Annotated in this window: 25 protein-coding genes and 1 pseudogene; 11 read left to right on the forward strand and 15 right to left on the reverse strand. The window is 68.9% G+C overall.

Annotation, left to right across the window (positions count from 1 at the left end; translation table 11 throughout):
- The first annotated feature begins 110 nt into the window (after window positions 1-110).
- Window positions 111-1,379 carry an efflux RND transporter periplasmic adaptor subunit gene (locus tag BTH_RS05550; RefSeq protein WP_048901535.1) on the forward strand — a complete coding sequence of 423 codons (1,269 nt, stop codon included), beginning with the start codon at window positions 111-113 and terminating at the stop codon, window positions 1,377-1,379.
- A gap of 216 nt (window positions 1,380-1,595) precedes the next feature.
- On the opposite strand, the gene BTH_RS05555 is transcribed toward BTH_RS05550, so the two are convergent.
- The 3 genes and pseudogenes from BTH_RS05555 to BTH_RS05565 all read right to left on the reverse strand — a co-directional run bounded on the left by BTH_RS05555 (window position 1,596) and on the right by BTH_RS05565 (window position 6,005).
- Window positions 1,596-2,864 (reverse strand): IS256 family transposase, encoded by a 1,269-nt coding sequence (locus BTH_RS05555; protein ID WP_011401137.1) that lies wholly within the window; start codon window positions 2,862-2,864, stop codon window positions 1,596-1,598.
- 86 nt (window positions 2,865-2,950) lie between these two features.
- Window positions 2,951-5,223 (reverse strand): annotated as a pseudogene (locus BTH_RS05560) (prolyl oligopeptidase family serine peptidase).
- Between the two features lie 248 nt (window positions 5,224-5,471).
- On the reverse strand, window positions 5,472-6,005 hold the full coding sequence (locus BTH_RS05565; protein WP_009896577.1) for a cytochrome b: 534 nt from the start codon (window positions 6,003-6,005) through the stop codon (window positions 5,472-5,474).
- A gap of 519 nt (window positions 6,006-6,524) precedes the next feature.
- Here BTH_RS05565 and BTH_RS05570 point away from each other — a divergent pair.
- The 4 genes from BTH_RS05570 (at window position 6,525) to BTH_RS05585 (ending at window position 8,323) form a co-directional block, all read left to right on the forward strand.
- Window positions 6,525-6,872 carry an ArsR/SmtB family transcription factor gene (locus BTH_RS05570; protein WP_009896579.1) on the forward strand — a complete coding sequence of 116 codons (348 nt, stop codon included), beginning with the start codon at window positions 6,525-6,527 and terminating at the stop codon, window positions 6,870-6,872.
- The gene (locus tag BTH_RS05575; protein WP_009896581.1) at window positions 6,862-7,296 is read left to right on the forward strand and encodes a YeeE/YedE family protein; all 435 of its coding nucleotides are present in this window, start codon (window positions 6,862-6,864) and stop codon (window positions 7,294-7,296) included. Before BTH_RS05570 ends, BTH_RS05575 begins: the two co-directional genes overlap by 11 nt.
- Window position 7,297: 1 nt before the next feature.
- Window positions 7,298-7,720, forward strand: a complete 423-nt coding sequence (locus tag BTH_RS05580) for a DUF6691 family protein (RefSeq protein WP_009896583.1) — start codon at window positions 7,298-7,300, stop codon at window positions 7,718-7,720.
- Between the two features lie 93 nt (window positions 7,721-7,813).
- Window positions 7,814-8,323: a GNAT family N-acetyltransferase gene (locus tag BTH_RS05585; protein ID WP_009896584.1), complete on the forward strand. Its 510-nt coding sequence runs from the start codon at window positions 7,814-7,816 to the stop codon at window positions 8,321-8,323.
- A gap of 311 nt (window positions 8,324-8,634) precedes the next feature.
- On the opposite strand, the gene BTH_RS05590 is transcribed toward BTH_RS05585, so the two are convergent.
- From BTH_RS05590 to BTH_RS05605, 4 genes are all read right to left on the reverse strand, one after another.
- The gene (locus tag BTH_RS05590; RefSeq protein WP_011401139.1) at window positions 8,635-8,847 is read right to left on the reverse strand and encodes a DUF3079 domain-containing protein; all 213 of its coding nucleotides are present in this window, start codon (window positions 8,845-8,847) and stop codon (window positions 8,635-8,637) included.
- Window positions 8,848-9,151: 304 nt separating this feature from the next.
- Window positions 9,152-9,424: a hypothetical protein gene (locus BTH_RS05595; protein WP_009896586.1), complete on the reverse strand. Its 273-nt coding sequence runs from the start codon at window positions 9,422-9,424 to the stop codon at window positions 9,152-9,154.
- A gap of 313 nt (window positions 9,425-9,737) precedes the next feature.
- Complete coding sequence (locus BTH_RS05600; RefSeq protein WP_009896587.1) at window positions 9,738-10,598, reverse strand: class I SAM-dependent methyltransferase; 861 nt, start codon at window positions 10,596-10,598, stop codon at window positions 9,738-9,740.
- Window positions 10,599-10,760: 162 nt separating this feature from the next.
- Entirely contained in the window at window positions 10,761-12,110 is a 1,350-nt protein-coding gene (locus BTH_RS05605; protein ID WP_227739544.1) for a cytochrome-c peroxidase, read from the reverse strand.
- On the opposite strand from BTH_RS05605, the gene BTH_RS34965 reads away from it, so the two are divergent.
- Entirely contained in the window at window positions 12,109-12,423 is a 315-nt protein-coding gene (locus BTH_RS34965) for a hypothetical protein (protein ID WP_223297107.1), read from the forward strand. The two genes, BTH_RS05605 and BTH_RS34965, sit on opposite strands and share 2 nt — an antisense overlap.
- Here BTH_RS34965 and BTH_RS05610 read toward each other — a convergent pair.
- From BTH_RS05610 to BTH_RS05625, 4 genes are all read right to left on the reverse strand, one after another.
- Window positions 12,389-13,867 (reverse strand): metallophosphoesterase family protein, encoded by a 1,479-nt coding sequence (locus BTH_RS05610; protein ID WP_011401142.1) that lies wholly within the window; start codon window positions 13,865-13,867, stop codon window positions 12,389-12,391. The genes BTH_RS34965 and BTH_RS05610 overlap by 35 nt on opposite strands.
- 218 nt (window positions 13,868-14,085) lie before the next feature.
- Entirely contained in the window at window positions 14,086-14,976 is an 891-nt protein-coding gene (locus BTH_RS05615) for an amidohydrolase family protein (protein ID WP_009907539.1), read from the reverse strand.
- A 51-nt stretch (window positions 14,977-15,027) separates the two neighbouring features.
- The gene (locus tag BTH_RS05620) at window positions 15,028-16,335 is read right to left on the reverse strand and encodes an MFS transporter (protein WP_011401144.1); all 1,308 of its coding nucleotides are present in this window, start codon (window positions 16,333-16,335) and stop codon (window positions 15,028-15,030) included.
- A gap of 49 nt (window positions 16,336-16,384) precedes the next feature.
- Entirely contained in the window at window positions 16,385-17,110 is a 726-nt protein-coding gene (locus BTH_RS05625) for a GntR family transcriptional regulator (RefSeq protein ID WP_009896591.1), read from the reverse strand.
- A 200-nt stretch (window positions 17,111-17,310) separates the two neighbouring features.
- On the opposite strand from BTH_RS05625, the gene BTH_RS05630 reads away from it, so the two are divergent.
- On the forward strand, window positions 17,311-18,573 hold the full coding sequence (locus BTH_RS05630) for an MFS transporter (RefSeq protein WP_019255458.1): 1,263 nt from the start codon (window positions 17,311-17,313) through the stop codon (window positions 18,571-18,573).
- 355 nt (window positions 18,574-18,928) lie between these two features.
- Window positions 18,929-19,549, forward strand: a complete 621-nt coding sequence (locus BTH_RS05635) for an HAD hydrolase-like protein (protein WP_009896593.1) — start codon at window positions 18,929-18,931, stop codon at window positions 19,547-19,549.
- Between the two features lie 458 nt (window positions 19,550-20,007).
- Here BTH_RS05635 and BTH_RS05640 read toward each other — a convergent pair whose 3' ends face one another.
- Together BTH_RS05640 and BTH_RS05645 are read right to left on the reverse strand one after the other, a co-directional pair.
- Window positions 20,008-21,399 carry an NYN domain-containing protein gene (locus BTH_RS05640; RefSeq protein ID WP_009896594.1) on the reverse strand — a complete coding sequence of 464 codons (1,392 nt, stop codon included), beginning with the start codon at window positions 21,397-21,399 and terminating at the stop codon, window positions 20,008-20,010.
- A gap of 362 nt (window positions 21,400-21,761) precedes the next feature.
- On the reverse strand, window positions 21,762-22,271 hold the full coding sequence (locus tag BTH_RS05645) for an Lrp/AsnC family transcriptional regulator (protein WP_009896595.1): 510 nt from the start codon (window positions 22,269-22,271) through the stop codon (window positions 21,762-21,764).
- Between the two features lie 192 nt (window positions 22,272-22,463).
- On the opposite strand from BTH_RS05645, the gene BTH_RS05650 reads away from it, so the two are divergent.
- From BTH_RS05650 to BTH_RS05655, 3 genes are all read left to right on the forward strand, one after another.
- Entirely contained in the window at window positions 22,464-23,480 is a 1,017-nt protein-coding gene (locus tag BTH_RS05650; RefSeq protein ID WP_009907543.1) for a 1-aminocyclopropane-1-carboxylate deaminase, read from the forward strand.
- Between the two features lie 175 nt (window positions 23,481-23,655).
- Window positions 23,656-23,814 carry a hypothetical protein gene (locus tag BTH_RS34300; RefSeq protein WP_009896597.1) on the forward strand — a complete coding sequence of 53 codons (159 nt, stop codon included), beginning with the start codon at window positions 23,656-23,658 and terminating at the stop codon, window positions 23,812-23,814.
- Between the two features lie 319 nt (window positions 23,815-24,133).
- Entirely contained in the window at window positions 24,134-24,487 is a 354-nt protein-coding gene (locus BTH_RS05655; RefSeq protein ID WP_009896599.1) for a hypothetical protein, read from the forward strand.
- 87 nt (window positions 24,488-24,574) lie between these two features.
- Here the strand turns inward: BTH_RS05655 and BTH_RS05660 are convergent, their stop codons facing one another.
- Both BTH_RS05660 and BTH_RS05665 read right to left on the reverse strand, forming a co-directional pair.
- Window positions 24,575-25,216, reverse strand: a complete 642-nt coding sequence (locus tag BTH_RS05660; protein ID WP_009896600.1) for a VC0807 family protein — start codon at window positions 25,214-25,216, stop codon at window positions 24,575-24,577.
- A 177-nt stretch (window positions 25,217-25,393) separates the two neighbouring features.
- Window positions 25,394-26,785, reverse strand: a complete 1,392-nt coding sequence (locus BTH_RS05665; protein ID WP_011401150.1) for an alkaline phosphatase family protein — start codon at window positions 26,783-26,785, stop codon at window positions 25,394-25,396.
- Window positions 26,786-26,831 lie beyond the last annotated feature (46 nt).

Here is a 26,831-nt window from a genome sequence, read left to right on the forward strand (position 1 = left end):
CAACCGACACCGCCCCCGAGCATCGAAGCCCGTCGGGCCGATCCGCGACGGCTTGCGGGCCGGCCCGGCCGTTGCCGGCCGGCGCCACCGACATCACGCACGCGAAGACCTTGAACGATACCGCCACCGATACCCCGCGCGCGAAGGCGCCCACCGATCCGGCCGCCCTCGACGGCGCGCACGCGCAGCCCGTGCCGGCGCACGAGCGCGGATCGCCTCCGCCGCCGGAAGCCGCGGCGACGCTCGCCGCGCGCCGCGCGACGCGCCGCCGGCGCTTCGCGCTGTTCTTCGGGCTGCTGGCGCTGGCCGCGCTGGCCGCGGGGCTCTACTGGTTCGTCGCCGGGCGCTTCAGCGAGGAGACGGACGACGCGTACGTGGCCGGCAACGTGGTGCAGATCGCCGCGCAGATCCAGGGGACGGTGACCGACGTGCTGGTGGCGGACACGCAGCAGGTGAAGGCGGGGCAGGCGCTGGTGAAGCTCGACGACGCGGACGCGTCGGCGGCGTTCGCGCAGGCGCGGGCGCAGCTCGCGCAGGCGGTGCGGCAGGTGGCGAACACGCGGCTCTCGATGGGGATGTACGAGGAGACGGTGAAGGCGCGCGAGGCGGACCTGAAGCTTGCGCAGCAGGCGTATCGGGCGCGAGCGGGGGCCTCGGTGGAGGTGGTCGCGCCGGAGGAACTGGCGCGGGCGAAGTCGTCGCTGGCGAACGCGCAGGCGGCGCTGGCGGGGGCGCAGGCGCAGCTGGAGGCGGCGCGCGCGCTGGGCAGCGAGCGGCCGGTCGAGCAGAACCCGGCGGTGCAGCAGGCGGCCGCGCAGTTCAAGCTGGCGTACCGGAACCTGAGGCGCACGACGATCGTGTCGCCGGTGGACGGCACGGTCGGTCAGCGGTCGGTGCAGATCGGTCAGCAGGTGGGGCCGGGGGTGCCGCTGATGTCGGTGGTGCAGTTGCGGCAGGTGTGGGTGGAGGCGAACTTCAAGGAAGGGCAGATCCGGCACATGCGGGTGGGCCAGCCGGTGCGGCTCGAATCGGACCTGTACGGCGCGCGGGTGACGTACCACGGCCGGGTGGAGGGGGTCTCGGCGGGCACGGGCAGCGCGTTCTCGATGCTGCCGTCGCAGAACGCGGCGGGGAACTGGATCAAGGTGGTGCAGCGCCTGCCGGTGGTGATCTCGCTGGAGCCGTCGGAGCTGGCGGCGCACCCGCTGCGGGTGGGGCTGTCGATGCGCGCGACGGTGGAGACGAAGGTGCGTGGCGGCCGCCTGCTCGACGGCGACGCGCCGCTGCCGGGGCTGCGCACGCGGGTGCACGAAGCGCAGGCGGGCGAGGCCGAGGCCGCGGCTTCGGCAGTGATTCGGGAGAATGACGGCCGCAGGTGACGGGCGGTTGCGGGATCGCGACAGAGAGGCCGATGGGGCGTGAGGCGGCGGTCATCTCGCGTTGGTTGCGTCGTCCGGTTTACCGGCTTCCGACGTGGCGGCGATCACGTCGATCAGCGCCACGAAGGAGCGGCAACGCGGGCGGTCGAGCGCCTTGTCAACGCGATCTACTCGGGACGTGTCAGGAATTTCGTGTGCTGAGGCCGGTTAAAGGTCTCAGTTGATGGCGGAGGTGAATCGCTCGCCGAACAGAATGGCGAACTGATTAACTGCTTGCCGCCAAGTGATAGGCGGCATCTTCCAATCCTTTTCGATGTTGCGCAAGGCCAGATACAGCAGTTTGCTGGCGGCTTCGTCGCTCGGGAAGTGGCCGCGGTTCTTGACGATCTTGCGCAACTGCATGTGCATGCTCTCGATAGCGTTTGTCGTATATACGATTCGACGCACCTCCGGCGGATAGGCAAAGAAGGGAATCACCTGTTCCCATTGGCGCTGCCACATGGCCGCGACGGTAGGGAATTTGCGGCCCCACTCGCTCTGCGCAAAGGCGTCGAGCGCCGCTGCCGCCGCCTCGGCCGTGGCGGCCTGGTAGATCGGCTTGATCGCGGCAGCCAGCGGCTTGCGATCCTTCCAGCTCGCCAGATTCAGCGAATTGCGGATCAGATGCACGATGCAGGTCTGGATTTGGGCGGCCGGATAGACCGCCTCGATCGCTTCGGGGAAGCCGCGCAACCCATCGACCACCGCGATCAGGATGTCGTGCAAGCCGCGGTTCTTCAGCTCGTTGAAGACCTTCAGCCAGAACTTGGCGCCTTCGGTTTGCTCGATCCACAAACCCAGTACTTCCTTGCGGCCGTCGGCGCGGATGCCCAGCGCCAGATAGACCGCCTTGTTCTTGACCGTGCCTTCGTCGCGGATCTTCAGCCGCAGCGCGTCGAAGTACACAATCGGATACATGGCCTCGAGCGGGCGCTGCTGCCACTGTTCGACGTCGGCCAGCACCTCGTCGGTGACCGTCGAAATCAGGTCGGGCGACACCTGCAACCCGTACAGTTCCAGCAGATGGCCCTGAATCTCGCGAACGCTCATGCCGCGCGCATACATGCTGATCACGTGGTCGTCGAAGCCTGGCAGCCGGCGTTGGTACTTGCCAACCAACTGCGGCTCAAACGTCGCCTGTCGATCGCGCGGAATATCCAGCTTCAGTTCGCCGTTGGGCGTCAGGACCGTCTTGGCGCTGGTGCCGTTGCGGTGGTTACCGGCCCTGCCTTGCTCGGTCTCGGCTGCCAGATGGTGGCTCAACTCGGCCGCGAGCATGCGCTCGGCCAGTTGCTTCTTGAGCTGGCCGGCCAGCCCCGATTCGCCCAGGATCGACTCGGCATCCTTGCCCTGAACCTGGGCAAGCAACTGATCGATCAGCTCATCGGGAAACAGCTTTGGTGCCTTCGGATTCTTGCTCTTCTTGCTCACTGTTGCATCGGTCATAGGACGTTAGTTCCGTTATCGTCTCATGACCTCAGCACACTAAAAATCTGACAGGCTCGGGCGGTCGAGCGCCTTGTCAACGCGATCTACTCGCGCGCGTCATTCGCGTCTCGGGACAGGTGATTCCATAGAAACGCATACCCGATCGCCTCGTGCTCGGCCGCATCGATCGCGTCGGCGCTGCCGTGGCCGCCATCGGTTTTTTCGAGCAGCCATACGTTCCGATGTCCTTGCGCCTGCATGCGCGCGACCATCTTTCTCGCATGCGCGGGATGCACCCGATCGTCGCTCGTCGATGTCGTGAAGAGCACGGGCGGATACGCGACGTCGCTCGCGACCCGGTGATACGGCGAGTAGGCCGCGAGCGCCGGCGCATGCGCCGGATCGTCGGGGTCGCCGAATTCGTCGAGCCACGACGCTCCCGCGTGCAGCAGCGGATAGCGCTGCATGTCGAGGAGCGGCACGTCGCTCACCACCGCGCCGAACAGGTCCGGGCGCTGGATCATGCACGCCGCGACCAGCAACCCGCCGTTGCTGCCGCCGCGGATGCCGAGTTGCGCGGCGCTCGTCACGCCGTCCGCGACGAGTTTCTCGGCGACCGCGATGAAGTCGTCGAACGACCGCTGCCGCTCCGTTTGCCGCGCCGATTCGTGCCACCGCGTGCCGAACTCGCCGCCGCCGCGAATATGCGCGAAGACCGCGATACCGCCTTTCTCGAGCCAGCCGATGCCGAGCAGCGGATCGTAATCGGGCGTGAGCGCGATCGCGAAGCCGCCGTAGCCGTTCAGCAGACACGGGCGCGGCGTGCGCGCCGCGGCGTCCAGCGCGTCGCGCGGGCCGACCAGCGTATAAGGCACGAGCGTGCCGTCGCGCGAGCGCGCGTGTTCACGCCGCACCGCCAGCGCGGACGCGTCGAACTGCGTCGGCCAGCGATCGAGCAGCGCCCATTCCGACAGGTCGTCGTCGGCGAGATTCGCGAGCGAATACTCGGGCGGCGTCAGGTAATCGTCGACGCTCACGTACACCTCGTCGTCGAACGTCGGCTCGACGGGCGATACGTCCACCTGCGCGAGCCCGCGCGCGGGGAACGCGCGCGACCGCCAGCGCCACGCGTCGCCATCCTGATGTTCGGGACACCAGATCATCGTGCGCGTGAGCACGTCTTCGAGCCAGGACACCAGCACGTAACGGCGCGTGTGCGTCCAGCCGCACGCGGACGTGCGATCGTTTGGCTCGAACAGCGTCTCGAACGTGCGGTTGCCGGCGACGAACGCATCCTCGCGGATCGCGAGCAAGCTGCCGCCCGCGTGGTGCGCGCCGTCGCAGGTCCAGTCGAGCCGCGGCTGAAGCATCAGCCATCCGCTCCAGTAGCCGACCTCGACGTGCGGCGGCACGTCATAGCGCGTCCATGCACCGTCGCCGGCGAGGCGATAGGTGTTCGCGTCGTAGAAGTTGATCGCCTGTTCGATCGCATGATGCCGATCGAGCGGATCGTATTGCGCGTCGACGGAGATGTCGCCGCGCGCGCCGCGAAACACGACGGGCGCGGCGGACAGCGGCGTGCCGCGCTTCCAGCGCCGGACTTCGCGCGGATAGCCGGAGCGCGTGACGGTGGCGCCGCCGTTGTCCCAGCCGACGTAGATCGTGTCGCGATCGATCCATTCGACCGAGTGCTTGCCGGCCGTTTCGATCGAGAAGCCGTCATCGACGAACCGGCCTTGCTCGATGTCGAACTCGCGGACGACGACTGCGTCGGCGCCGCCGTCGGACAGCACGATCAGCGCGCGATCGCCGTCCGGCTCGAGAATGAGCTGATCGTCGAACACCCATTGAACGCCTTGCGCTTCGTCGAGCGCATCGAGATCGATCAGCGTCTGCCAGTCGGCACGGCCGCTGCGCCAGCTCGCCCATCGCGTGCGCCGCCACAGGCCTTTCGGATGCTGCTCGTCCTGCCAGACGTCGTACGCCCAGTCCTGCCAGCGTTGAGGAATCACCGGGCGCTCGCGCGGCAGCAGCGCCTGCGTGAAGCGATCGACCAGTGCGCGGTAGCCCGCGTCGTCCAGCCACGGCGCATCGTGCGTGCTGGCGTTTTGCGCGTCGACCCAGTCGACGCTCGCGGAGCTGTCCAGCTCTTCGAGGAATTGGTACGGATCGGCCTGTTCAGGACGGAAAGCATGAGGCATGGCGTTTTTTTTCAGGAAGCGTGGCGTGCCATGGTAGCGCAAGCCGATGCGCGTTCGCGCTTCGATGCCGGCGCGGTCAATCTCGAATGGCTCGCCGCGTGCGTTTTCCGCGGCCCGACACACGAACGCACGCACGTCGCAAGCGCGCATTCGTCATACGCGAAGCCGCTGCGCAAGTTGTCCGTTTCCTCCGAGCCAAGGCGCGATTCCGCCTATCGCCCCAATGCGCGGCGTTATTTAGAAATGGAAACTAACTGGTGAAAAAAAGACCCGGCCGGAGCCGGGTCGAAGAGAGCGATGCAAACGGCAAAGACCGTGTCGGCCGTGGTCTTGCATCCGGCCGGCCCTCGCCGCCACGACATCACTCCGCGTGGCTGTTGCGCGCGTGGCGCGCCGACACTCGATCGGCCGCCGCGCGGCGCGTTCAGATCATCCGCTCGAACGCGCCGTCCTTCATCACGAAGCGATGGACGAGCGCCGCGAGCACATGCATGCCGATCAGCGCGATGAAGAGCGTCGCCGACAGGCTGTGCCATTCGCCGATAGCCGCGCCGAGCGAATGAGGGGCGGCGATCGTCGGCAGCGGGACGACGCCCGTGAGCTTCAACTGCCACGTGCGGCCGTTCGCGTTCAGCCAGCCGAGCAGCGGCACGGCGATCAGCGCGACATACAGCAGTTTGTGAACCGCGCTCGCCGCGAACGACAGAAGCGCGCCTTGCTGATGCGCGGGCGGGCTGCGGCGCACGATCGACCACAGCAGGCGCGCCGCGATCACGGCGATCAGCGCGGTGCCTAGCGCGACGTGCCAGGCGACGAGACCGGCGGGCGGCGCCGTGCCGTGCACGTCCGGCATCGTCCAGCCGAGCGCGAACTGCGCGAGCACGAGCGCGGCGACGCTCCAGTGGAAAATGCGGCTGAGCAGATCGTAGCGATCCGGGGTTCGTGGGGAGCGTGTCATTGCGCGAATCGTCCAGTGATGTAAGTCGTTAGTAGGGATCGGCTGGCCGACCTGTCGTGCGTTGTCGGGCTCGCCCGATTATCGCGGGCGATGCTTATGGAAATCTTAAGGTCGCGCCGACGCGCCGACGCGTCGGCGGGAAGGCGCGCGTACGTCGTCGCAACACGCACGATCGCCCGGCCGTCTGCCGAGCGACGCGGCTCAAAGCCAATTCGGCCGGCCCGCATGCGCCGGGACCGGACTATCGGCAGACGAATCGACGGCCGTCGGCCGGGTCGCGCACCCGCTCGCCGCGGAAAGCGCGCCAAGGCAAAGTAGCAGAATGAGAATGCGTTTCATGTCCGTGCGGTGCCTTCCGTTTCAGTTTCGCCTGTCGCCACTCTGCCGGACGTGGGCTTAAGGCTGGCTTAACCGCCTGACCCGGTTCGAGCGCTGAGACACGATCGCACGGCCTTTGCTTTTCGGTGTTCATTATGTAAAAATATATAATGTTGTTTTGTAGATTATTGAGGTGACGCGATGAGTGCTGCACGCTCGCCGATCGACTTGTCGGAGATGCGCGCATCGGCCGATGCCGCGTGCGCGTTGCTGAAAGTGCTGTCGAATCCGGACCGGTTGCTGATGATGTGCGAGCTCGCGCAATGCGGCGAGCTGTGCGTGAGCGACATCGAGGCGCGGCTCGACATCCATCAGCCGACGCTGTCGCAGCAACTCGGCGTGCTGCGCGAGCACGCGCTCGTCGAGACGCGGCGCGACGGCAAGAACATCTATTACGCGCTCGCGAGCGAGCCGGCGGTCGCCGTCATGGCCGCGCTCTACGAGCAGTTCTGTACAACAAACAAAAAGGGGAAGCGACGTGGTCGTTGATCTCGTTCATTTCACGCCGGGTCTGTCGTTCGCGGGCGGCCTGTTGATCGGCGCCGCGGCCGCGCTGCTCGTGGTCTTCGATGGCCGCATCGCCGGCATCAGCGGCATCGTCGGCGGGCTGCTCGCCGGCCGGCGCAGCGACGCCGGATGGCGCGCGGCGTTTCTCGTCGGCCTGATCGCGGCCGCGGTCGTCGCGAATGCGCTCGATTGGTATTCCATGCCAGCCGTCGACGCCGGCTGGGTGAGGCTGATCGTCGGCGGCGTGCTCGTCGGCATCGGCACGCGCTATGCGGGCGGCTGCACGAGCGGGCACGGCGTGTGCGGCATCTCGCGCTGCGCGCTGCGCTCGATCGTCGCCATCGCGATGTTCATGGCTGCGGGCGTCGCGGCGGTGTTCGTGCTGCGTCACGTGTTCGGAGGGTGACATGAGCGTGTTGTTCGCATTCTTGTCGGGCTTGCTGTTCGGGGCCGGGTTGCTGCTGTCCGGGATGGCGAATCCCGCGAAGATACAGGGCTTTCTCGATCTCGCCGGCAATTGGGACCCGTCGCTCGCATTCGTGATGGCGGGCGCGATCGCGGTCAGCTCGGTCGCATTCGCGTTCGCCAAGCGCCGCGAGCGCTCGTTGCTCGGGCTGCCGATGCAGATTCCTCCGCGTGGGGCCGTCACGCTCAGGCTCGTCGCGGGCAGTGCGGCGTTCGGCGTCGGCTGGGGGCTGGTCGGATTTTGTCCGGGCCCGGCTGTCGTATCGCTCGGTCTTGGCGGCGCGAAGGTATTCGGCTTTGTCGCGGCAATGCTGATCGGGATGGCGGCGTTCGAATGGATCGAGCGCTTCAGGGCGAAGCGTTGAGCGCGGCGGCGGCCGCCTGATGCGAGGGCGCGCGGCACGGTGGAGCCGGGATATGTACGATCGCGGCTTTCCGTTTTCGATTTCGGATCGCCGATGATTTCGATTCGTTTGCTCGAACCTGCCGATGCTGCGGCGTTCAGCGCCCTGCGTCTCGTTGCGATCAACACGTCGCCGACCGCGATATGGCCGACGCGTGCCGAAGAGGCGGGGCGGTCGCGGATGGAAGTCGAGGCGCGGCTTCGTGCATCCGGCACGCAGGCGGTGTTCGGCGCGCTGACCGTCGACGGCGAATTGATCGGCGTCGCCGGCGTGCGCCGGGAAGCGCTCGTGCAAATCGGCCATAAGGCGACGCTTTGGGGCGTGTTCGTTGCACCCGCGCATCGCGGCAGCGGGCTCGCGAGGCGTCTAGTCGATGCCGCGTTGACGCATGCGTCGCGCGATTGGGGTGTCGCTCAGGTCAATCTATGCGTGAATACGGGAAACGAGCCTGCGAAAGCGCTTTACGCATCGCTCGGATTCGAGACGTTCGGCGTCGAGCGGCGTGCGATGCGTATCGGTGATCGCTTCTATGATGAGCAGCACATGGTCAGGGTGCTCCGTTGAGCGCATGGTGAACTCGGCGGCCGTGGCGTATCGACACGCCCGTGCCGCCGTGCCGCCGCGCTGTGAGCGCCCGTCGGTCGCTTCGCGTGCGCAGGGAACATTCGACCGGAGAACGCGGGCCGGAGGATCGACGTCACGCCGCGTTCGCAGTCATGCTCGCGCAGCTCATGCGAACCGGCCTGAGCCGAATATCGAATGATGAGCGGCTTGCGCTCGCACGAAGCGCGCGCGGGCCGCATCTTTGCTTCTTCCGCATCGGCGGCTTGTTCGTCGAATGAGTCACGGCCGGCGCGTCGGGCCGCGGCGCGGCGTTATCGAGCGGCCGCTTGCGTCTGTTGCATTTGCTTCTGCGCCGCCTCGTTCTCCTGCTCCCATTCGTACCAGTCGTCACCGAGCAATTCGACCGGGTGCTGAGTTCGGTCGGAGCCGTTGCCGCACGACAGCGCGTCAACTGAACAATATCGGTCGCATCCCCAGCAATTACGTTCGGGGTGTTTTGGATGCAGCGGGAATTTCTTCGCCATGCCGGGGTACCTCGCAAAATGCGTTGGAGGGTGTCGCGGCGAGCGATGTCAGACGGCGCCTCGTGGGCGGGGTAGACGGCTGGGAAGGGCGCGACGCTCGCACGGCCTCGTGCGTGGCGAGTTGGCCGGATGTCCGCCGCCGCGACCAGTACATTCTGTCGCTCAGGCGACGCGCATTCCTTGATGTCGCGCATGGAATCACAAGGTGCGACGCAACGCCGCGCCGCACCCGACGGCCGCCGCCGCCCGGCTTCGTTTCGCCCCGTCCGCGCTGATCGGACGGGCCGGATATGGCGCATGCCGCTTATCGACTCGCGGCATGCGTGGCGAGGTGCTGCCGGATTAGTGTCAAGTAACGGTCGCCGACCGCGTGATCGACTTCGGCGCGCCGCGTCTGATAGCGCAGCGAGATCGGCGGCCAGACGCCCAGGTAGCGGCAGACCGCCGACAGGTAGGGCTTGCGGACGCGCCCCATGTGCTGCGCCGCGCGTTCCACGCGCTCGTCGCCAACCTGGTTGCGCAGCCAGGCGAGGATTTGTCGGTCGGTATCGTTGACGATGCGAACCAGGTGCTCCATCTCACACCTCACTGGATATAAATACAGTGCTGTTAATTTATCCAGTATTGGGCGCGTGTGCAACTGCAATAAATGGGGGCGAACCAAGGCGCGCGAGGACGAGCGGGATCGGGAAGGAACACCGCGCGGCGGAAGCGTGCGGGAGACGTCGCGGCGGACGGCGTTCGATGGCGCTTGACGCCGGCGTCGCGACGCAGGCCGCGCCCCATCGTGCCGCATTCGCCGGGCCGCGTCCGGACGCGCGCAATGGCCGGCTCGCGGATCGGATCGCGATCGGCGGCTTTCCGTCATGCGCCCGGCCGCGCATGCCCGTTCACGTCGACGCGACCAGGAACGCCTCGCCGCTCGACGGCCGCAAGCCGTCGGGGCGGCCTTCGAAATAGCGCCGGACGAGATCGTCGGTCGACACGTGCCGAACCTCGCGAAATCCCGCTTCGCGGGCGAGCGCGAGCATTTCGGCGGGGCTGAAGAAGCTCACGAAAGGCGTGCCCGCTGCCCGCGCGCGTTCATAGACGGCCGCGTGCTGCGCGCGCTCGGCCGGATCGTCGATGAGTTCGAGCGGCAGCAGGAACGTCATCGCGAGCGTCGAGCCCGGCGCGAGCGTCGCGATCCGGCGCAGCGTGCCGGCGATCGCGTCGCGCGTCAGATACATCGAGACGCCTGTCGACGACACGACGGCCGGCCGGCTGTCGTCGAAGCCGGCGGCGCTCAGCTGCGCCCGCCACGCGCCGCTCGCCTCGAAATCGACCGGCACGAGCCGCAGCCATTCCGGCACGCCGTAGCCGAGCGCGATCAGGCGCTGCCGTTTCCACGCCTGCGTACCCGGCTGGTCGATTTCGAATACCCGAAGGTGCGACGCGAGCTTCGCGCGGCGCTGCGCGAACGTGTCGAGGCCCGCGCCGAGCACCACGTACTGCGCGACGCCCCGTTCGGCCTGCTCGCCGATCAGATCCTCGACGAAGCGCGCGCGCCCGACGATCGACGCGCGGTAGCCGCGCGTGGCCTGCGGGGCCATGTCCGGGCGGCTGCGCCAGTCGTCGTCGGGGGCGGCCAATTCGAGGCCGATCCCGTCGTCGAGCACGTGCGGCGGCGCATCGATCTCGACATGCAGCGCGCGCCACAGCGCGACCCGTACCGCGGTGCTGTCCGGCGCGGCAATCGATTGGTTCGACATGACGTTTCCTCCATTCGATAGACGAGCTTCGTCGATACGCCACAGTGTATCGGTCTATCGATCCGTCGATCGCGCGTCGCCGTCCCGAGCGGCGGCGTGCGGCTCGCGCATCGCCGATGCGCTACCGGTTCGGGGCCGCCTCGCCCGGTCGGGCGCCGGCCGTCACGGCCGCGCCGCCTTGCCGTCCGGCGCCGTGGGCATCAGCCCGACGTAGCGCGCGTCCGTCAGCGTGCGCAAGAAGGCGACGAGATCGTCGACGTCGGCGTCCGTCATCGCGGGCGGCGTGCCGGGGCGGCGGTTCATCGGCGTCGAGTTCACGTTGACGTTGCCGCGATACGCACGCGGCACGTCGTCGAACGTGTCGCGGCCGTGGTACCAGCGTGCCGGATCGGTCGAGCGCGTGTTGTAGAACGCGACCGCGTCGCGCAGCGTGTCGAACACGCCGTTGTGCATGAACGATTCCTTGATCGCGACGTTGCGCAGCCCCGGCGTGCGCAGGTAAGCGCACCATTGTGTCGGCTCGGGCCAGCGCAGTTTCGCGGCGGTGTCGCACAGGCCGTTGTCGAAGTGGCGCGGGTCGCGGTTCGCGGGCAGCGCGCGATTGCGCGGCACCGCGATCGCGTCGTAGCCGAAGTCGGTGAAGAGCGAGCGCTCGGGCCGGCTCGCGGTGTCCGACAGCGTGTGGCAGCTCATGCAGTTGCCCTTGTCCGGATTCCTGAAGAGCGCGAGCCCGCGCATCTCCTGCGGCGTGAGCGGTGCGCGCTTCGTCACGTACGCGTCGTAGCGCGACGAGAAGGGCGCCATTTCGTCGCTTTGCAGGTACGCCTGCATGGCTTCGCCGAGCACGCGCACCATCCGCTCGGGATCGCGGCGCACCGATGGGCCGAAGCGCCCGGCGAGCGCCGCGCCGAGCCCGGTGCGGCCGATCTTGCGCATCAGCGCCGCGGCCGACGCGTTGTTCATCTCGTCCGGATCGAAGAGCGGGCCGCGCAACTGCTCGGCGAGCGTGTCGGCGCGGCCGTCCGAGAACAGGCCGCCGAACGGCGCGGGCGCGAGCGCGTCGTCGTCCTGATAGAAGTGGCGGCGCGGCACGTAGCGCACGTACAGCAGCGACGGCGCGTTGCGGCGGCTGAAATGGCCGGGCCGGCTGCCCTGCGGCACGCGCGGGCCGGCGAGCGCCGCGGGAGAGAGCGTCGGCGCGAACGCGCGGCCCGGATCGTGGCAGCTTGCGCACGACATGCCGCGCGGCTCCGACAATGCCGGATCGAAAAACACGCGCTTGCCGAGCGCGGCGAGCGTCGGGTCCGGGCGGAACACGGCCGCCGTCGGGTCGACTTTCGACGCGACCTGCGGCGTGCCGCGGCCGATCGTGTCGACGACGCGCTCAGGCGGCGCGCCGGGGAGCAGGACCGTCGTCGGCGGCGAGGGCGGGGCGGCCTTGGCGCGGGCGGCGTCTAGCGCGGCTTTCGCATGGGCCGGGCCGGACGCGCCCGGCGTGCTCGTCGGGTTCATGGGACTCGTTGAGCTTGCGGCGCTCGCCGGGCGAGCCGCGTGTGTCGAGTGTGTCGCGTCCGGCGCGGCCGGGCCGGACGCGAGCGCGATCGCCGATGCGCACGCGGCGAGCGCGCCGCATGCCGCCCGCACGATGGTCGAGAGGGTCAGCACGGTGCGGCGCGTCCTCGTCGTGCCGAGCGCGGCCGGGCCGAGCGCGAAGGCGGTGACGGACGCGCGCGCCGTGAGCGCTGCGGCGGGCACCGCGCGCCGCGCCGCGCTGCTTCGCCTGCGGCCCGTCACGGCGCGACGAAGCCGGTCTTGTCGCACGTGAGCGTCGTGCCCGCCTGGTCGCAGCTCGCGAGCAGCTTGCCCGCCGCCGTGTACGCCTTGAATGTCCAGCCGCGAGCGGGCGCCGCGCGCCGCTCCATGATCAGGAAGCCGAAGCTGTTGTTGTGCGACAGCTTGTCGATGACGACGCCCGGCGCGGGCGTCAGATTCGCCGGAAACGGATCGGGCAGCGCGACGTCGAGATTGTCGCCGCCGTTGCCCGACACGATCGTCGCCGGGTGGCCGGACGCGAAGTTGATCGCCTGGAAGTCGTGCACGTGGCCGTGCAGCGCGATCTGCACGCCGGGCGGGTAGTACGCCTGCGCGTAGAGGCTCGACATCACCGATTGCAGCGCGAGGTTGCCCGGCGCGGGCGTGCTGCCCGGAATCGGCGCGAACGCGAGGATCGGGTGATGGTTGGTGAAGATCGTCGTCGACATGCCCGGCTTGTTCGCGAGCGCGGCCACCGTCTGGAACTGCTTCTGGTAGATCTGGAACTGTACGTCGGTCGTCTTGAGCGCCGCGCGCCCGACCTTCGCGGTATCGAACACGATCACCTGCGAGCCAGTGCCGAGCGGCACCGCGTAGGGCTCCGAATAGTTCGCGTTGCCGTCGTTCGCGGGATCGTTGCACGAACGCGCGTCCGAGTACGGGCGCGGATCGAGGAAGCGGAACCAGCCCTGGCCCGCGCGCGCGCATTCCTCGTGGTTGCCGCGCACGACGACCCACGGCGCCTTCGCGAGGAGCGGCGCGGCGGGCTCGAACAGATCCGCGCGCCACGCGTCCCAGCCGTAGCCCCACGGGCTGTTTTTGCAGCCGGCGATGTCGGGCGGGCACGCGTTCTCGCGATAGTGATAGTCGCCGACGTGCAGCACCAGATCCGGATTCAGCTTCGCCACGCTCGCGGCGATCGTCGCGAACGGCCACACCGTTGCGTCGCTGCACGCCTGGAACGCGTTGTCGGCCTTCTTCATCCGGCAGCCGGTGTCGGCGATGATCGCGACGCGCTGCGGCTCGGCCTTCGGCAGCGGCAGCGCACGCCCGGCGACGGTCACGCCCTTCGCGTTCGCGGGCACCGTCGCTTCGCAGACGGATACCGGAAAGCCCGAAGGCTTGGAATCGGCCGGATCGCTCGCGGTCGGGCGTTGCGCGGCGGTGCCCGCGGCGGCGCGCAGCGTCATTCGGGCGATCTTGCCGTCGGCGTTCAGTTGCGGGCAGACGGCGGGCGCCGCCTCGCCCGGCGCTGCGGCGGGCGGCGCGTAGCTCGTGATCACGCGGGCGATCGCCTGGTTGGCGTCGCCGATCTCGACCCACGCCGCCTGGATGTTCGCGCTCGCGCTCGCGGCGTCCGGCTGGTTGTCGATGCTGCTCGTGCAGGCCTGGAGTAGCGCGGCGCTCGCGAGCGTCGGCAAAAGCGCGGCGGCGCGGCGAAGAATCGGTCGTGGCATGGTCGTTCCCGTTGGAAAGCCGTAAAAGTACGCATGACCGATGTAATCAATGTGAAGGCGACGTGACATCGTCGCATGGCATGCGGCGATGGCCGGGGCGAGTGCGGCGCTGTGGGGGCGCGAGATTGGACGGGCGCGAGGGCCGGCGGACGGCGTGCGATACCGGCGGCGCGCGTGGGCGTGCGCGGCGCGACGCAATGCGCGCCGCGCCCGCTGCATCATGCGCCGTGAAGCTCGCCGAACCGAAACAGCCGCGCGGGTGTCTCGACGAAGATCGCGCGGCGCATCGCATCGTCGCGCATCCATTGCCGGGCGAGCGCGAAGGCGCGGCCGAACGTCTCCGTCCTTTCGAACTGCGTATGCGGCCAGTCGCTGCCCCACACGAGCCGCTCGGCGCCGAACTCGGCCGCGAGCGCATCGAACGCCTCTTGCGCGCGGGCGTTCGCTTCGCCGGGCGCGAGGGGCCAGTTGCGATAGACGCCGGAGACCTTCACCCAGACGCGGCGCGTCGCGGCCGTGCGCAGCAGATCGCGAAAGCCGGCGTCGGCGATGCCGCATGCCGGGTTCGGGCGGCCGAAATGATCGACGACGACATTCACGCGATGCGCGAGCAGCGGCGCGATCAGCCGCCCGAGCCGCTGCGCTTGCGCGTGCAGTTCGACGTGCCAGCGCAGCGCCGCGATGCGCTCGAGCGTCGCGCGCCATGCCGGGCCGTCGAGCGCCGGGTCCGGCATGCCGATCAGGTTCAGCCGGATGCCGACGACGCCCGCGCGATCGAGCGTATCGAGTACGTGCGGTTCGCAGCCCGCGTCGATCACGGCGACGCCGCGCAAGCGCCGCGGCTGCTGCGCGAGCGCGCGCAGCAGGTAGCGGCAGTCGCTGCCGAGAAAGCTCGGTTGCACGAGCACGCCGTGCGATACGCGATGCGCGTCGAGCTGCGCGAGGTATGCATCGAGCGGCGCGTCGTAATCGGGCGCGTAGCGGCGCCGGCCGGCGAGCGGCAACCCCGTTTCGAACACGTGCGCGTGCGCGTCGATCGCCGTGATGTCGCTGGCCGCGCGCCGCATCGCCGCTGCATGCGCGCACGCGCTCCACTCCTGCCCGCTCAACGCTCGATGCTCCTCATGCGATGAATCTCCAACCCGAATCCGGCGCGAACCTCAACGATGCCGCGCGCCCGGCGCGCCGATGCGATCGGCTCGCGCATCGGCGGTGGCGTGCGCGACCGCGAGATCGTCGAGCGCGCGCGCGCGTGTCTCGGGCAGCAACAGCACCGCGACGACGACGATCGAATATGCGATCGCCGCGTCGATGCCGATCGCGGTGCCGAGCGGCATGTCGGCCGACATGTGTCCGACGAGCACCGGAAAGCCCGCCGACGCGACGCGCCCGAAGTTGTAGCAAAAGCCGACGCCCGTGCCCCGGGTGCCGCGCGGATACAGTTCGTTGAAGAGCGCGCCCATGCTCGCCGGGATGCCGGCCGCGAAGAAGCCGAGCGGAAAGCCGAGCACGAGCATCGCGGCGTTGCCGAGCGGCAGGAACAGATACGCGATCACGGTCGCGATGCAGCACGCGGCGAACGCGAGGATCGTGCCGCGCCGCCCGATGCGGTCGAGCAACTGCGCGCTTGCGATGCAGCCGCAGAAGAACGCGACGATGATGACGGCCAGATAGCCGCCCGTGCCGAGCACCGACAGATGCCGCTCGACTTTCAGATAGGTCGGCAGCCATGTCATCAGCGCGTAGTAGCCGCCGTGTGCGCCGACGCCGAGCAGTGCGCCGATCAGCGTCATGCGCCGCGTGTCGCGCGAGAAGATGCCGACGAGCGGCACGCTCGCTCGTGCCGCGGCCGGCGTGTTCGACGGGCTCGACGCGCTCACCGAAGGCTCGACGATCCCGCGCCGCACATAGACGATCAGCAGCGCGGGCAGCAGCCCGATGGCGAACATCGCGCGCCACGCGAGCGCGGCGGGCATCAGCGAGAACGCGAGTGCATAGAGCAGCACGGCGGCCGCCCAGCCGAGCGCCCATGCGCTCTGCACGGCGCCCATCGCCTTGCCGCGATGCTCGGCGCGGATCGTCTCCGCCATCAGCACGGCGCCCGCGGCCCATTCGCCGCCGAAGCCCGCGCCCTGCAGCGCCTTCAGGACGACGAACTGCGGATAGCTCGTCGCGAACGCGCACGCGAACGTGCCGACGGCGAAGCACGCGATCGTCCATTGCAGCGTGCGCACGCGGCCGAAGCGGTCGGACAGCATGCCGGCTACCCAGCCGCCGATTGCCGATGCGACGAGCGTCGCGCCGCCGACGAAGCCCGCCTGCGTGCGCGACAGCGACCATTCGGCGACGATCGCGGGGATCACGAGGCTGAACATTTGCATGTCGAGCGCATCGAGCGCCCAGCCGCCGAAGCAGGCCCAGAACGTGCGCCGTTCGCGCAGCGATACGGTGGCGAACCATTCGAACACTGTCGTCTCCAGTCGCGCGCCGGGCGGCGCCTTTCGCGCGAGCGCGCGGTTAGCGGATTTCCGCCTGATAGATGAACTCGCTCGCGGGGCCGCGCGAGCGCCGCCATTCGAGCGGCCGGCGGTCGTAGCCGTACGCGAGCCGCTCGATCACGACGGCGGGCGTGCCCGGCTCGATGCGCAGCAGGCGTGCGTGCGCGGGGCCGATCGCCTCGACGGTCAGCGTCTCGGTGGCCGACGCGACGATCTGGTTGCAGTGCGCTTCGTAGACGGGGTACAGCAGGTCGCCGATCGAGTCGAGTTCGAGCCGCGAGAACGCGGCGAAGCGGTCGTACGGCAGCCAGATTTCCTCGGCGAGCATCGGCGCGCCGTCGATCAGCCGCACCCGCGTCATCTCGATCACCGGCGCGCGGGCCGGGATCTGCAGCGCGGCCGCGACGGCCGAAGTCGCTTCGACGACCTCGCGGCGCAGGATCCGGCTCTCCGGTATCCGGCGCTCGCCGTGCTTGCTCTGGAAGCGAAAGAAGCGAAACAGCGAGCTGTCGAAGCTCGCGCGCCGCACGAACGTGCCGCGCCCCTGGAAGCGTTCGAGCATCCCGTCGGCGACGAGCAGATCGACCGCCTTGCGCACCGTTCCGATCGCGACGTCGTAGCGTTTCGCGAGCGCCTGCTCGGTCGGGATCGCTTCGCCCGGCCGCCAGTGCCGCGCGGCGATGAGCGCGGCCAGCTCGTCGCGCAGGCGCTGATAGCGGGGGAGACGGTCGTCGGTAGCGTGCATGGTTTCTCCAAATTCATCTGTATGTTTGCATGACTTCAGTACGAGCGAATCAGTGGAAACCCGATGAAATGCATGAATCACGTGTGTGCGACGCGGGTTATTCCGCATTGTCGCATGCTGCTAATCAACTAATCATCTATATGAATTTTTGAACAAGGAGACGGCAGGTGGACGAGTCCTCAATCCGTGAACGGGCGGTCATGACGAAAATCGCGCGGCGGCTAATGCCGCTGCTCGTCATCATGTTCCTGATCGCGTTCATCGACCGGCAGAACGTCGGTTTCGCGAAGCTGCAGATGGTCCACGCGCTCGGGATGACCGAGACGTCGTACGGGCTCGGCGCGTCGCTGTTCTTCATCGGCTACCTGCTGTTCGAGGTGCCGAGCACGCTCGCGCTGCACCGGTTCGGCGCGCGCCTCTGGCTCGCGCGCATCATGATGACGTGGGGCGTGATCACGGTCCTGCTCGGCTTCACGCATTCGACGAGCGTCTTCTACGTATTCCGTTTTCTGCTCGGCGTCGCGGAGGCGGGCTTCTATCCGGGCGTCATCTATTACCTGACGCTGTGGTTCCCGCAGAGCCACCGCACGCGCGTGCTCGGCCTCTTCACGCTTGGCAGCGCGCTCGCGAACATGCTCGGCTCGCTCGCGGGCGGGCTGCTGCTGTCGCTCGACGGCCGGCTCGGGCTTGCCGGCTGGCAATGGGTGTTCGTCGCGACGGGGCTGCCCGCTGTCGCCGTCGCGTTCGTCGCGTTGCGCTATCTGCCGGAGTCGGTCGAGCGCGCGACGTTCCTCGCCGACGACGAGAAGCGTGTCGTGCTCGCCGCGCTCAAGCGCGAGGCGTCGCCGGAGGCGGTGTCCGAATCGCCGTGGCGCGCGCTCGTCGATCCGCGCGTGCTGATGTTCGCGCTTGCGTACATGCTGATGTCGACGTCGCTGTACGGCGTCACGTACTGGCTGCCGACGCTCCTGAAGAGCAGCGGCGTGCCTGCGTCGCTGAACGGGCTGCTGAACATGATTCCTTGGGCGATCGCGGCGCTGCTGCTGTTGTGGTTGCCCGCGCGGCTCAAGCGCGAGCGGCTCGTGCTGAAGGCGATGGCCATCGTCGCGGGCGTCGGCGTTGCCGGCTTCGCGCTCAGCCTCGCGCTGCCGGGCCTGCCTTTGCGCTTCGCCGCGCTCGTGCTGGGCGGCGCGTGCATCCCGCTGCTGTATCCGTGCTTCTGGTCGCTGCCGCCGCGTTTCTTTTCCGGCGCGCGCGCCGCGGCGAGCATCGCGGCGATCAACTCGATCGGCAATCTCGGCGGCTTCTTCGCGCAGAACCTGATGCCGTACGTCGGCAAGGCCGCGGGCAGCACGAGCGCGCCGATGCTGGTGCCCGTCGTGTGTCTCGCCGCGCTTGGCGTCGGCATGCTCGCCGCCGCGTCGGTGGCCGGCCGGCGGCGGGCGGCGGGCATGGCGGCCTGAGCGCCGCATCGCGCCGGCGGCGTCTCGGGCGCCCCGGGCGTGCGTTTCGGCGTGAAATTGTCCGGGCGGCGTTGCGCGAGCACGCCGCCCGGTTCGTTTGGCGCGCGGCGTTCGCGAGCCGCGCTTCGTGCGCGGTCGAGCGAAAGGGCGAGGGATTGGAGGCGGGCGCCGCGCGCGTCGTTCGAGGCGCTCGAACGTTTCGCCGCGGTTTTGTCGAGGGTGCGTTTCGTGACACAATCGCGGGCCCTGTCCGATGCGACCGTGTCTGACACGACCGTGTCTCACCGGCCGTGTCTCAACGGCCGTGTCGACCCGACAGTTTCCCTCCGGCCACGATAAACACAACGAGGAAAACTTGGCCTACAAGCTTATCGCCTTCGATTTCGACGGCACGCTCGCGGATTCGCTCGCGTGCTTTCTTCTGGCATTGTCCGAATCCGCGCGGCAGCACGGCTTTCGCGCGATCGACGGCGCGTTGCTGCCGCAGGTGCGCGGGATGTCCGCGCACGAGATCGTCAAGCTGCTCGGCGTGCCGCCGTGGAAAGTGCCGCTCATCGCCGCCGACATGCGGCGGCGGATGCATGCGCGCGCTTCCGACGTGCGGCTCTTTGCGGGAATCGACGCGACATTGCGCGCGCTCGCGCAGCGCGGCACTCGCATTGCCATCGCGACGTCGAACTCGGAGGCCGTCGTGCGCGCGATCGCCGGACCCGCGACGTGTGCGCACATCCGGCATTTCAGTTGCGGGATCTCGCTGTTCGGCAAGGCCCGGCGGCTGCGCGCGCTCGCGCACGCAAGCGGCTTCGCGTGCGCCGACGTGCTGTACGTCGGCGACGAAGTGCGCGACGCACAGGCCGCGGATCGCGCGGGGATTGCATTCAGGGGCGTCGCGTGGGGCTATACCGCGCCGGATGCGTTGCAGGCGCATTGCCGGATGCCGTTGATCGAGCGGCCGGAGGAGTTGCTGGCGCTGTAGCGGCGCTCGCGGCGATGTGGCGAGCTTCGATGTGTCGGCGTGTCGATGCGGCGAGGCTGGCCGGGCGCGTTGCTTCGCGGGAGACGACCAGCCGGTCGAGGCTCGAAATAGGCTCCAAATGGCTCGAAATAGGCCTCAGGCGCGACGGACCAAGCGCGGCGATGGCGTAATCGCGGAAGGGCGCGCGGCCGGGCCGATGCCGCCTGCGTCGTTCGTCGGCGGCGCTGCGCGCGGCTTTGCAGGCTGAGCGCAGCGGTCTGCCGCTGAACGGCGTGTGACGGCCCGGCGGCGTCGGCCGAGCGCGAGACTCGCGAGGTGCGCGGATCGCGTCCGGCCGTCGCCGGCGACTCCGCCTGCGCGACGATGTCTGTCGCGCATCTTCGCGCTTCAGGCCGCGCGCGCGTCCGTTCCGCAATCACTGCAGACGCTCGCCGCGCGCTCGGCCGGCAACGCGCCGCTCAGGATTCGTTCGTCGCCACGGTTTTGCGCGGACGGCGCGCACGCGGGGCCGACTTGCGCGGGGCCTTTGCCGGCGCCGCTTCGGCTGCCGCTTCGGGAGGTGGTTCGCCGGCCGCGTTCGCCTCCGCGGCGACGGCGGGCGACGCGGGCGATGTGTCCGCCGCGCGCGCCTTGGTCCCCTTGGCCTTTTTCGCCGCGGTCTTGCGAGTGCGCGAGCGCGCGGGGCTCGCCGCCTCGGCTTCCTGCGCTTCGGCCGATTCATCCGTGCGAGCCGGTTCGCGCGCGGCCCGCTCTTCACGCGGCTCGTGCGCTTCGTGCGCCGGATGCGTATCGCGCGCGGCTTCCGCCGTGCGTTCGCGGCGGAAGTCGCGCGGCGCGGAGACGTTCGCTTCGGCGATCTCTGCGTCCGCTTCGATGTCGGCGTCCGCGTGAGCTTCCGCGCCCGTCTCGACGATCAGCGGCATCTGCTCGGGCACGCGCTTCTTCGCGCCGCGACCCTTGCCGTGCGCCTTCTTGCCCGACGGCTTCGCGCCCGCGTGATTGTCGTCGACGGTCGCGGCCGCCTCAGCCGCGCCGGCGAACTCGACGGCAACCGTCTGGATCGGCCGGAACACGAACGTGCCTGATTTGTCGTCGCGGCCGATTTCGAGCAGCCCGCGCGCCTGCGCTTCCTCTAGCAGGTTGCCGAACGCGCGGAAGCCGTAGTACGACTCGTTGAAATCCGGCTTGCGGCGCTTGATCGCGCTCTTGAGCACCGACGCCCAGATCTTGCCGCTCTCGCCGCGCTCGGACGCGAGCGCGTCGAACGTCTCGACGGCGAGCGAGATCGCTTCCGCCTTGCGCGCGTCGCCGTCGTGCCTGCGGTGCCTGTCGTCGTCGGCCGTGCGCTTCGCGCCCGCTTCGGCCTTGCGCGCGTCGCGCTTGGCGAGCGCGCGCTGCTGCTCGCGGGCGAGGTCGTCGTAGAAGATGAATTCGTCGCAGTTCGCGACGAGCAGATCGGACGTCGAGTTCTTCACGCCGACGCCGATCACGCGCTTCGCGTTCTCGCGCAGCTTCGACACGAGCGGCGAGAAGTCCGAATCGCCGCTGATGATGACGAACGTATCGACGTGCGCCTTCGTGTAGCAGAGATCGAGCGCGTCGACGACGAGCCGGATGTCCGCCGAATTCTTGCCGGACTGGCGCACGTGCGGGATTTCGATCAGCTCGAAGCTCGCCTCGTGCATCGCAGCCTTGAACGTCTTGTAGCGATCCCAATCGCAGTACGCCTTCTTGACGACGATGCTGCCCTTGAGCAGCAGCTTCTCGAGCACGGGCTTGATGTCGAATTTCTCGAACTTCGTGTCGCGCACGCCGAGCGCGATGTTCTCGAAGTCGCAAAAGAGCGCCATGTTGACGCTGTCCTGGGGTAAGGCCATGAGGTCTCCAACCTGAGTGTCGGGTCGATCTTGCGATCGCGAATGGCGCACATGATAGCGGGTCGGCGCGTGCGCGCGGAAATCCGCGCACCCGGCGGCGCGCTCGTCGATGCGCTGGTTGATGCGCGCGGGGGCGTGAGCGGTGTCGCGAACGCGGGGCGAAAGCGGGCGCGCCGCGCCCTCTCTGCGTCGCGCCGATGCGGATTCCCCGCGCGTTCCGCGCGCGCCGAACGCGTGTCCGGCATGGTTCGGGCGCGTCGCAACGCGTGCCGGGTGCGATGAAGCGGGCCGCCGCCCGCGCGTTGGGCGCGCGATTCGCGCGAATGCGCCGCGGCTCAAATCGGAAAGCTCGTCGTCGACAGAATCTCCTTCAGCACGACGAACGTGCGGATCTGCCGCACGCCGGGCAGGTACAGCAACTGCTCGGCGTGCAGCCGGTTGAACGTATCGCTGTCGCGCGTGCGGATCAGCATGATGTAGTCGAACTCGCCCGTCACGACGTGGCATTCCATGCAGCCCGACACCTTCTGCGCGGCCTGCTCGAACGCGCCGAACGAGTCGGGCGTCGAGCGGTCGAGCACGACGCCGATCATCACGAGCATTCCCGCGTTCAGCGCCTTCGGCTCGAGCAGCGCGACGATCCCGCGGATCAGCCCCATCTCCTTCAGGCGCTCGACGCGGCGCAGGCATGCGGGCGCGCTCAGGTTCACCTTCGCGGCGAGCGCGACGTTCGAGATCGACGCGTCGCGCTGCAGCATGCGCAGGATCGCGCGATCGACGCGGTCGATGTCCGCGCCCGCCGGTTGCGCGGCGGCCTTCGGTGCGGATTTTTTTGTTGCGCACATGCTTTGAGATTCCTAATTTAGTTAAGTCTAATGCTGATGGCAAAACATAAAAATAGGAAATAGGAAGTATATTCGCAACCCTGTTATTCCCGATCGTTTTTAACATGAGGCATCGCTGCGGCTGCGATCGAACGGTGCGATGCGCCGTCCGATGCGCCCGCGCGCCCGAACCTTCGACGACAGGAGCGACCGATGAATCTCCAGAAATTCCCGCGTTATCCGCTGACCTTCGGCCCGACGCCGATCCAGCCGCTCAAGCGGCTCTCCGCGCATCTCGGCGGCAAGGTCGAGCTGTACGCGAAGCGCGACGACTGCAACAGCGGCCTCGCGTTCGGCGGCAACAAGACGCGCAAGCTCGAATACCTGATCCCGGATGCGCTCGCGCAAGGCTGCGACACGCTCGTGTCGATCGGCGGCATCCAGTCGAACCAGACGCGCCAGGTCGCGGCGGTGGCCGCGCATCTCGGCATGAAGTGCGTGCTCGTGCAGGAGAACTGGGTCAACTATCACGACGCCGTCTACGATCGCGTCGGCAACATCCAGATGTCGCGGATGATGGGCGCCGACGTGCGCCTCGTGCCGGATGGCTTCGACATCGGCTTTCGCAAGAGCTGGGAGGACGCGCTCGCCGATGTCCGCGCGAGGGGCGGCAAGCCGTATGCGATTCCGGCCGGCTGCTCCGATCATCCGCTCGGCGGCCTCGGCTTCGTCGGCTTCGCCGAGGAGGTGCGCGCGCAAGAGGCCGAGCTCGGCTTCAAGTTCGATTACGTCGTCGTGTGCTCGGTGACGGGCAGCACGCAGGCCGGGATGGTCGTCGGGTTCGCGGCGGACGGGCGCGCGGATCGCGTGATCGGCATCGACGCGTCGGCGAAGCCCGCGCAGACGCGCGAGCAGATCCTTCGGATCGCGAGGAATACCGCCGATCGCGTCGAGCTCGGCCGCGACATCGCGAGCGGCGACGTCGTGCTCGACGAGCGCTTCGGCGGCCCCGAATACGGGTTGCCGAACGAGGGCACGCTCGAGGCGATCCGGCTGTGCGCAAAGCTCGAAGGCGTGCTGACCGATCCCGTCTACGAAGGCAAGTCGATGCACGGGATGATCGAGAAGGTGCGGCTCGGCGAGTTTCCCGCCGGCTCGAAGGTGCTGTACGCGCATCTCGGCGGCGTGCCCGCGCTGAACGCGTACAGCTTCCTGTTTCGCGACGGCTGATCCGGCGCGCCGGGCAGCCGTGCGTGCTCGCGCCGACGAACGGGGCGGCGCGTTCGCGCGACGGCATGGCGACGGCGCGGGCGCGTCGCCCGTCGTCGTCCCGATCGACGCGCGGCGCCAGCGCACCCGCTGATCGTCCGGGGCGAGCCGCCGGAACCCGACGATCGAGCCGGTGATGGTCAGCAACAACATCGTCGCGCTGCACAACTTCGAGATCGCGTGCGACGCGATCTCGATCTCCGGCGAGGTCACGGTGCGCTCGCGGCAGGCGCGCGGCGCACTTGCGGGGCGGCCGATGCCGATCGCGGGATGGATGCGCGCGCGATCGAATTGAAGACGTTAGTCGGGCGCACGCGGCACGAAAGTCGTGCCGCTTCGTGCCGCTCGTTCTCGAATCCCGGTGCGCGCGGCTCGCGAGCGATGGCGACGGAGGCGGCCAAGGCGGCGACGCGACGTTTCGCCGATGCGACGGAATGCGCAGGCGGCGCGGCGTGGCGTGCGAGGCGGGCGTCACGTTACATGTTCCGTAACGTCGGCGCCGTTCACGCGCCGCCGCGTCGCTGCGGCCTTGTCGCGACGGAGCCGGCCGCGCGCATTGCGGCTGGCACTCTTATTGCTCCTGAAGGAAAAAGAACCGATTCAGGGAGCTTCACATGGGATTCGTCGGGGGCGAGCGCCGGCGCGCGCGCATCGCGGAGTCGAACGAGATCGACGGCGCGACGCTGATCACCAAGGTGGCGTCCGAGCCGCTCGCCGCGCTTGGCGGCGCGCGATCCGAAGCGACGCCGCCGCTCACGCTGTACGGCGCATATCGGCAGGGCTTCGCCGACTATCTCGCGGGGCGGCCGAACCCGTACCGGATCGGCAGCCGCCTCGCCGGCATCTGGCACGAAGGGCACGCGGAGGCCGCGTCGAACGACGCGCTCGATTTCACGGCGCGCGCGCGGACCTGCGGGGGCGCACGCACGGCGGCGAATCCGGTCGCGTTCTTTCGCCGCCGCCGGTAGAGCCCGCCCACGCCGCCGACGGACGGCCCCCGGGCGCCGAGCCCGCCGCCTTGCGGCCGATGTCTCGCGGCCGCCGCCGCGCGCCGCTCAGCCGAGCGCGCCGCCTCGCGGCAAGCCGGCGAGCGCGTGCGCGCGCATCACCTTCCGATACCACAGCGTCCACAGCATCAGCGCGCCGTAGATGCCGTAGCCGACAAACGGCGCGACGACGAGCACGCGCTCGACCGGCCAGTTCCAGACCATCCACGCGCGCAGCAGATTCTCGGCGACGAGGCCGCTGCCCCACACAAGCGTCATCAGCCGCATCGCCGATACGAACGCCGGCCGCTCGGCCCACAGCGCATCGATTCGCGCGGCGCCGTCGTGCGCCTCGCGCGCGATGGTCGCCCGCGCGAGATGGAACACGAGCGGCTTGCGCAGTGCGAGCGAGCCGAGGAACGCGACGCCGATCGCGCCCGACGCGAGCGATTCGCGCATCAGCAGCATCCGCGGGCTGCCGCCCGCGAGCGCGGCGGCGATCGACAGCACGATGCCGAACAGCACGACCGCGGACAGCGCGTCGATCCGCCGGAAGCGCGCGAGCTCGATCACGCTCCAGGCGAGCGGCGGCACGGCCGACGCGATCAGGCCGCCCGTCTCGCCCCAATGCGGCGCCGCCGCGCGATAGGCGGCCCAGGGGAGCAGCAGGTTCACCGTCAGTTCGGCGACGAGGCCGGAGCGTATCTTCATGGCGGCGACGGGTTTCGTTGGGTCCGGCCGGAACGCGGTCGGCGCGGGCCGGGGGCGCGGCGTGCGTCCGCTTCGCTTCAAGCACCTATCATGCCGGATTTCGCGAGCGTCGCGCGTCGAGCGGCATGCGAGCGGGCGGTGCGCCGTGCGCCCCGGCGCGGGCGAAGCCGCTGGCCGCTATGTCGGCTTCGCCGTCGCCCGGCGCGTGAAGAAATCGAGCGCGTGCTGGCGCGTCGCGATCGGCGCGACGCTCGCGGCCGGATCGTTCCCGTCGCGCCGCGACGTGCCGGTCACGAGGCTCTTCTGCAGATCGTTGAGCGGCGCGCTCGGCGGCGGTTGGACGAAGTCCGCCGACGGCGCGGCGATCGCCGGCAGATCGCCGCGCGGCACGCTGCGCGTGAAAAGCTGCGCGAGCGTCGGCGCGTTCGCGATCCGCGCGCTCTTGAGCATCTTGTCGGGCGCGATGGCGAGCCAGTCGCGCAGCGTCGCGAGGATCGACGTGTGATCGTACGGGACGTTCGTCGGCGAGCGGAACACAGTGCCCGCTTCGATGTACGGCGATACGACGACGGCCGGCACGCGCACGCCGAAGCGATCGAACTCGAATGTCTCGTCGCCGGGGTTGCTCGCCGCGTCGGGCGGCGTCGCGTTCGCGGGCGGCAGCACGTGATCGAAGCAGCCGCCGTGCTCGTCGTAAGTGACGACGAGCAGCGTGCGCGGCCAGCCGGGCGACGTGCTGATCGCCGTCCAGATATCGTGCAGGAACTTGTCGCCCGCGAGCACGTCGTGCGGCGGATGCTGGTCGTTCGGCTCGAACAGGAAGCTCGGCTCGACGAACGCGTACCGCGGGAGCGCGTCGTTCTTGCACGCGGCGACGAAATCCGGGAAGCGCTCGAAGTTGTCGGCGTACTTGTCGTTCCACAGCGACGGAAACATCGTGTGCGTGAGCGACGGCGTGACGGCCGTGTCGCTGTACACGGCCCAGCTCGCGCCGATCGACGACAGCACGTCGAAGATCGTCGGCACGTCCCATTCGAGCGGATCGGGGATCGCGCCGTTGTTCACGTGCCCGTTCGACGTGCCCGCGTGCGCGAACGCGCGGTTCGGCCAGGTCTGGCTCGGCACCGACGCGAACCACGCGTCGGACACCGCGTACGCGCGCGCGAGCGCCGTGAGCGTCGGCAGTTGCGCGACGCTGTGGCATTGCATCACGTGGCCCGGGTCGGATGTCCGCGTCGTCTCGTAATTGACGACGAAGCCCTGCATCGGCGGCCACGGGTTGCCTGCACCGCCCGGGCCGAGGATCTGGCTCGTCACGTTGACGAAGGTTTCCTGCGGATCGGGGATCACGTTGTTCGTCGCCTCGCGCGTGACGGCGATCGTCTTGCCCGCCCTCGACGGATTCGACATGTCGGGCTTCAGGCCGTCGAACTGCGGCGAGCCGCGCGCGGGCAGCACGTGCGCGGGCTGCGTGCCGGGCGGGTAGAGCCAGCCGAGCATCGTGTCGAACGAGCGGTTCTCGAACATCACGACGACGATGTGCTCGACGTTTTCGAGGATCTTCGCCACGATCTTCTCCTTTTTATGCGCGGGCGGCGTCGCCGGGCGGCGCGCG

It is taken from the genome of Burkholderia thailandensis E264 (assembly GCF_000012365.1).
GTDB lineage: Bacteria > Pseudomonadota > Gammaproteobacteria > Burkholderiales > Burkholderiaceae > Burkholderia > Burkholderia thailandensis.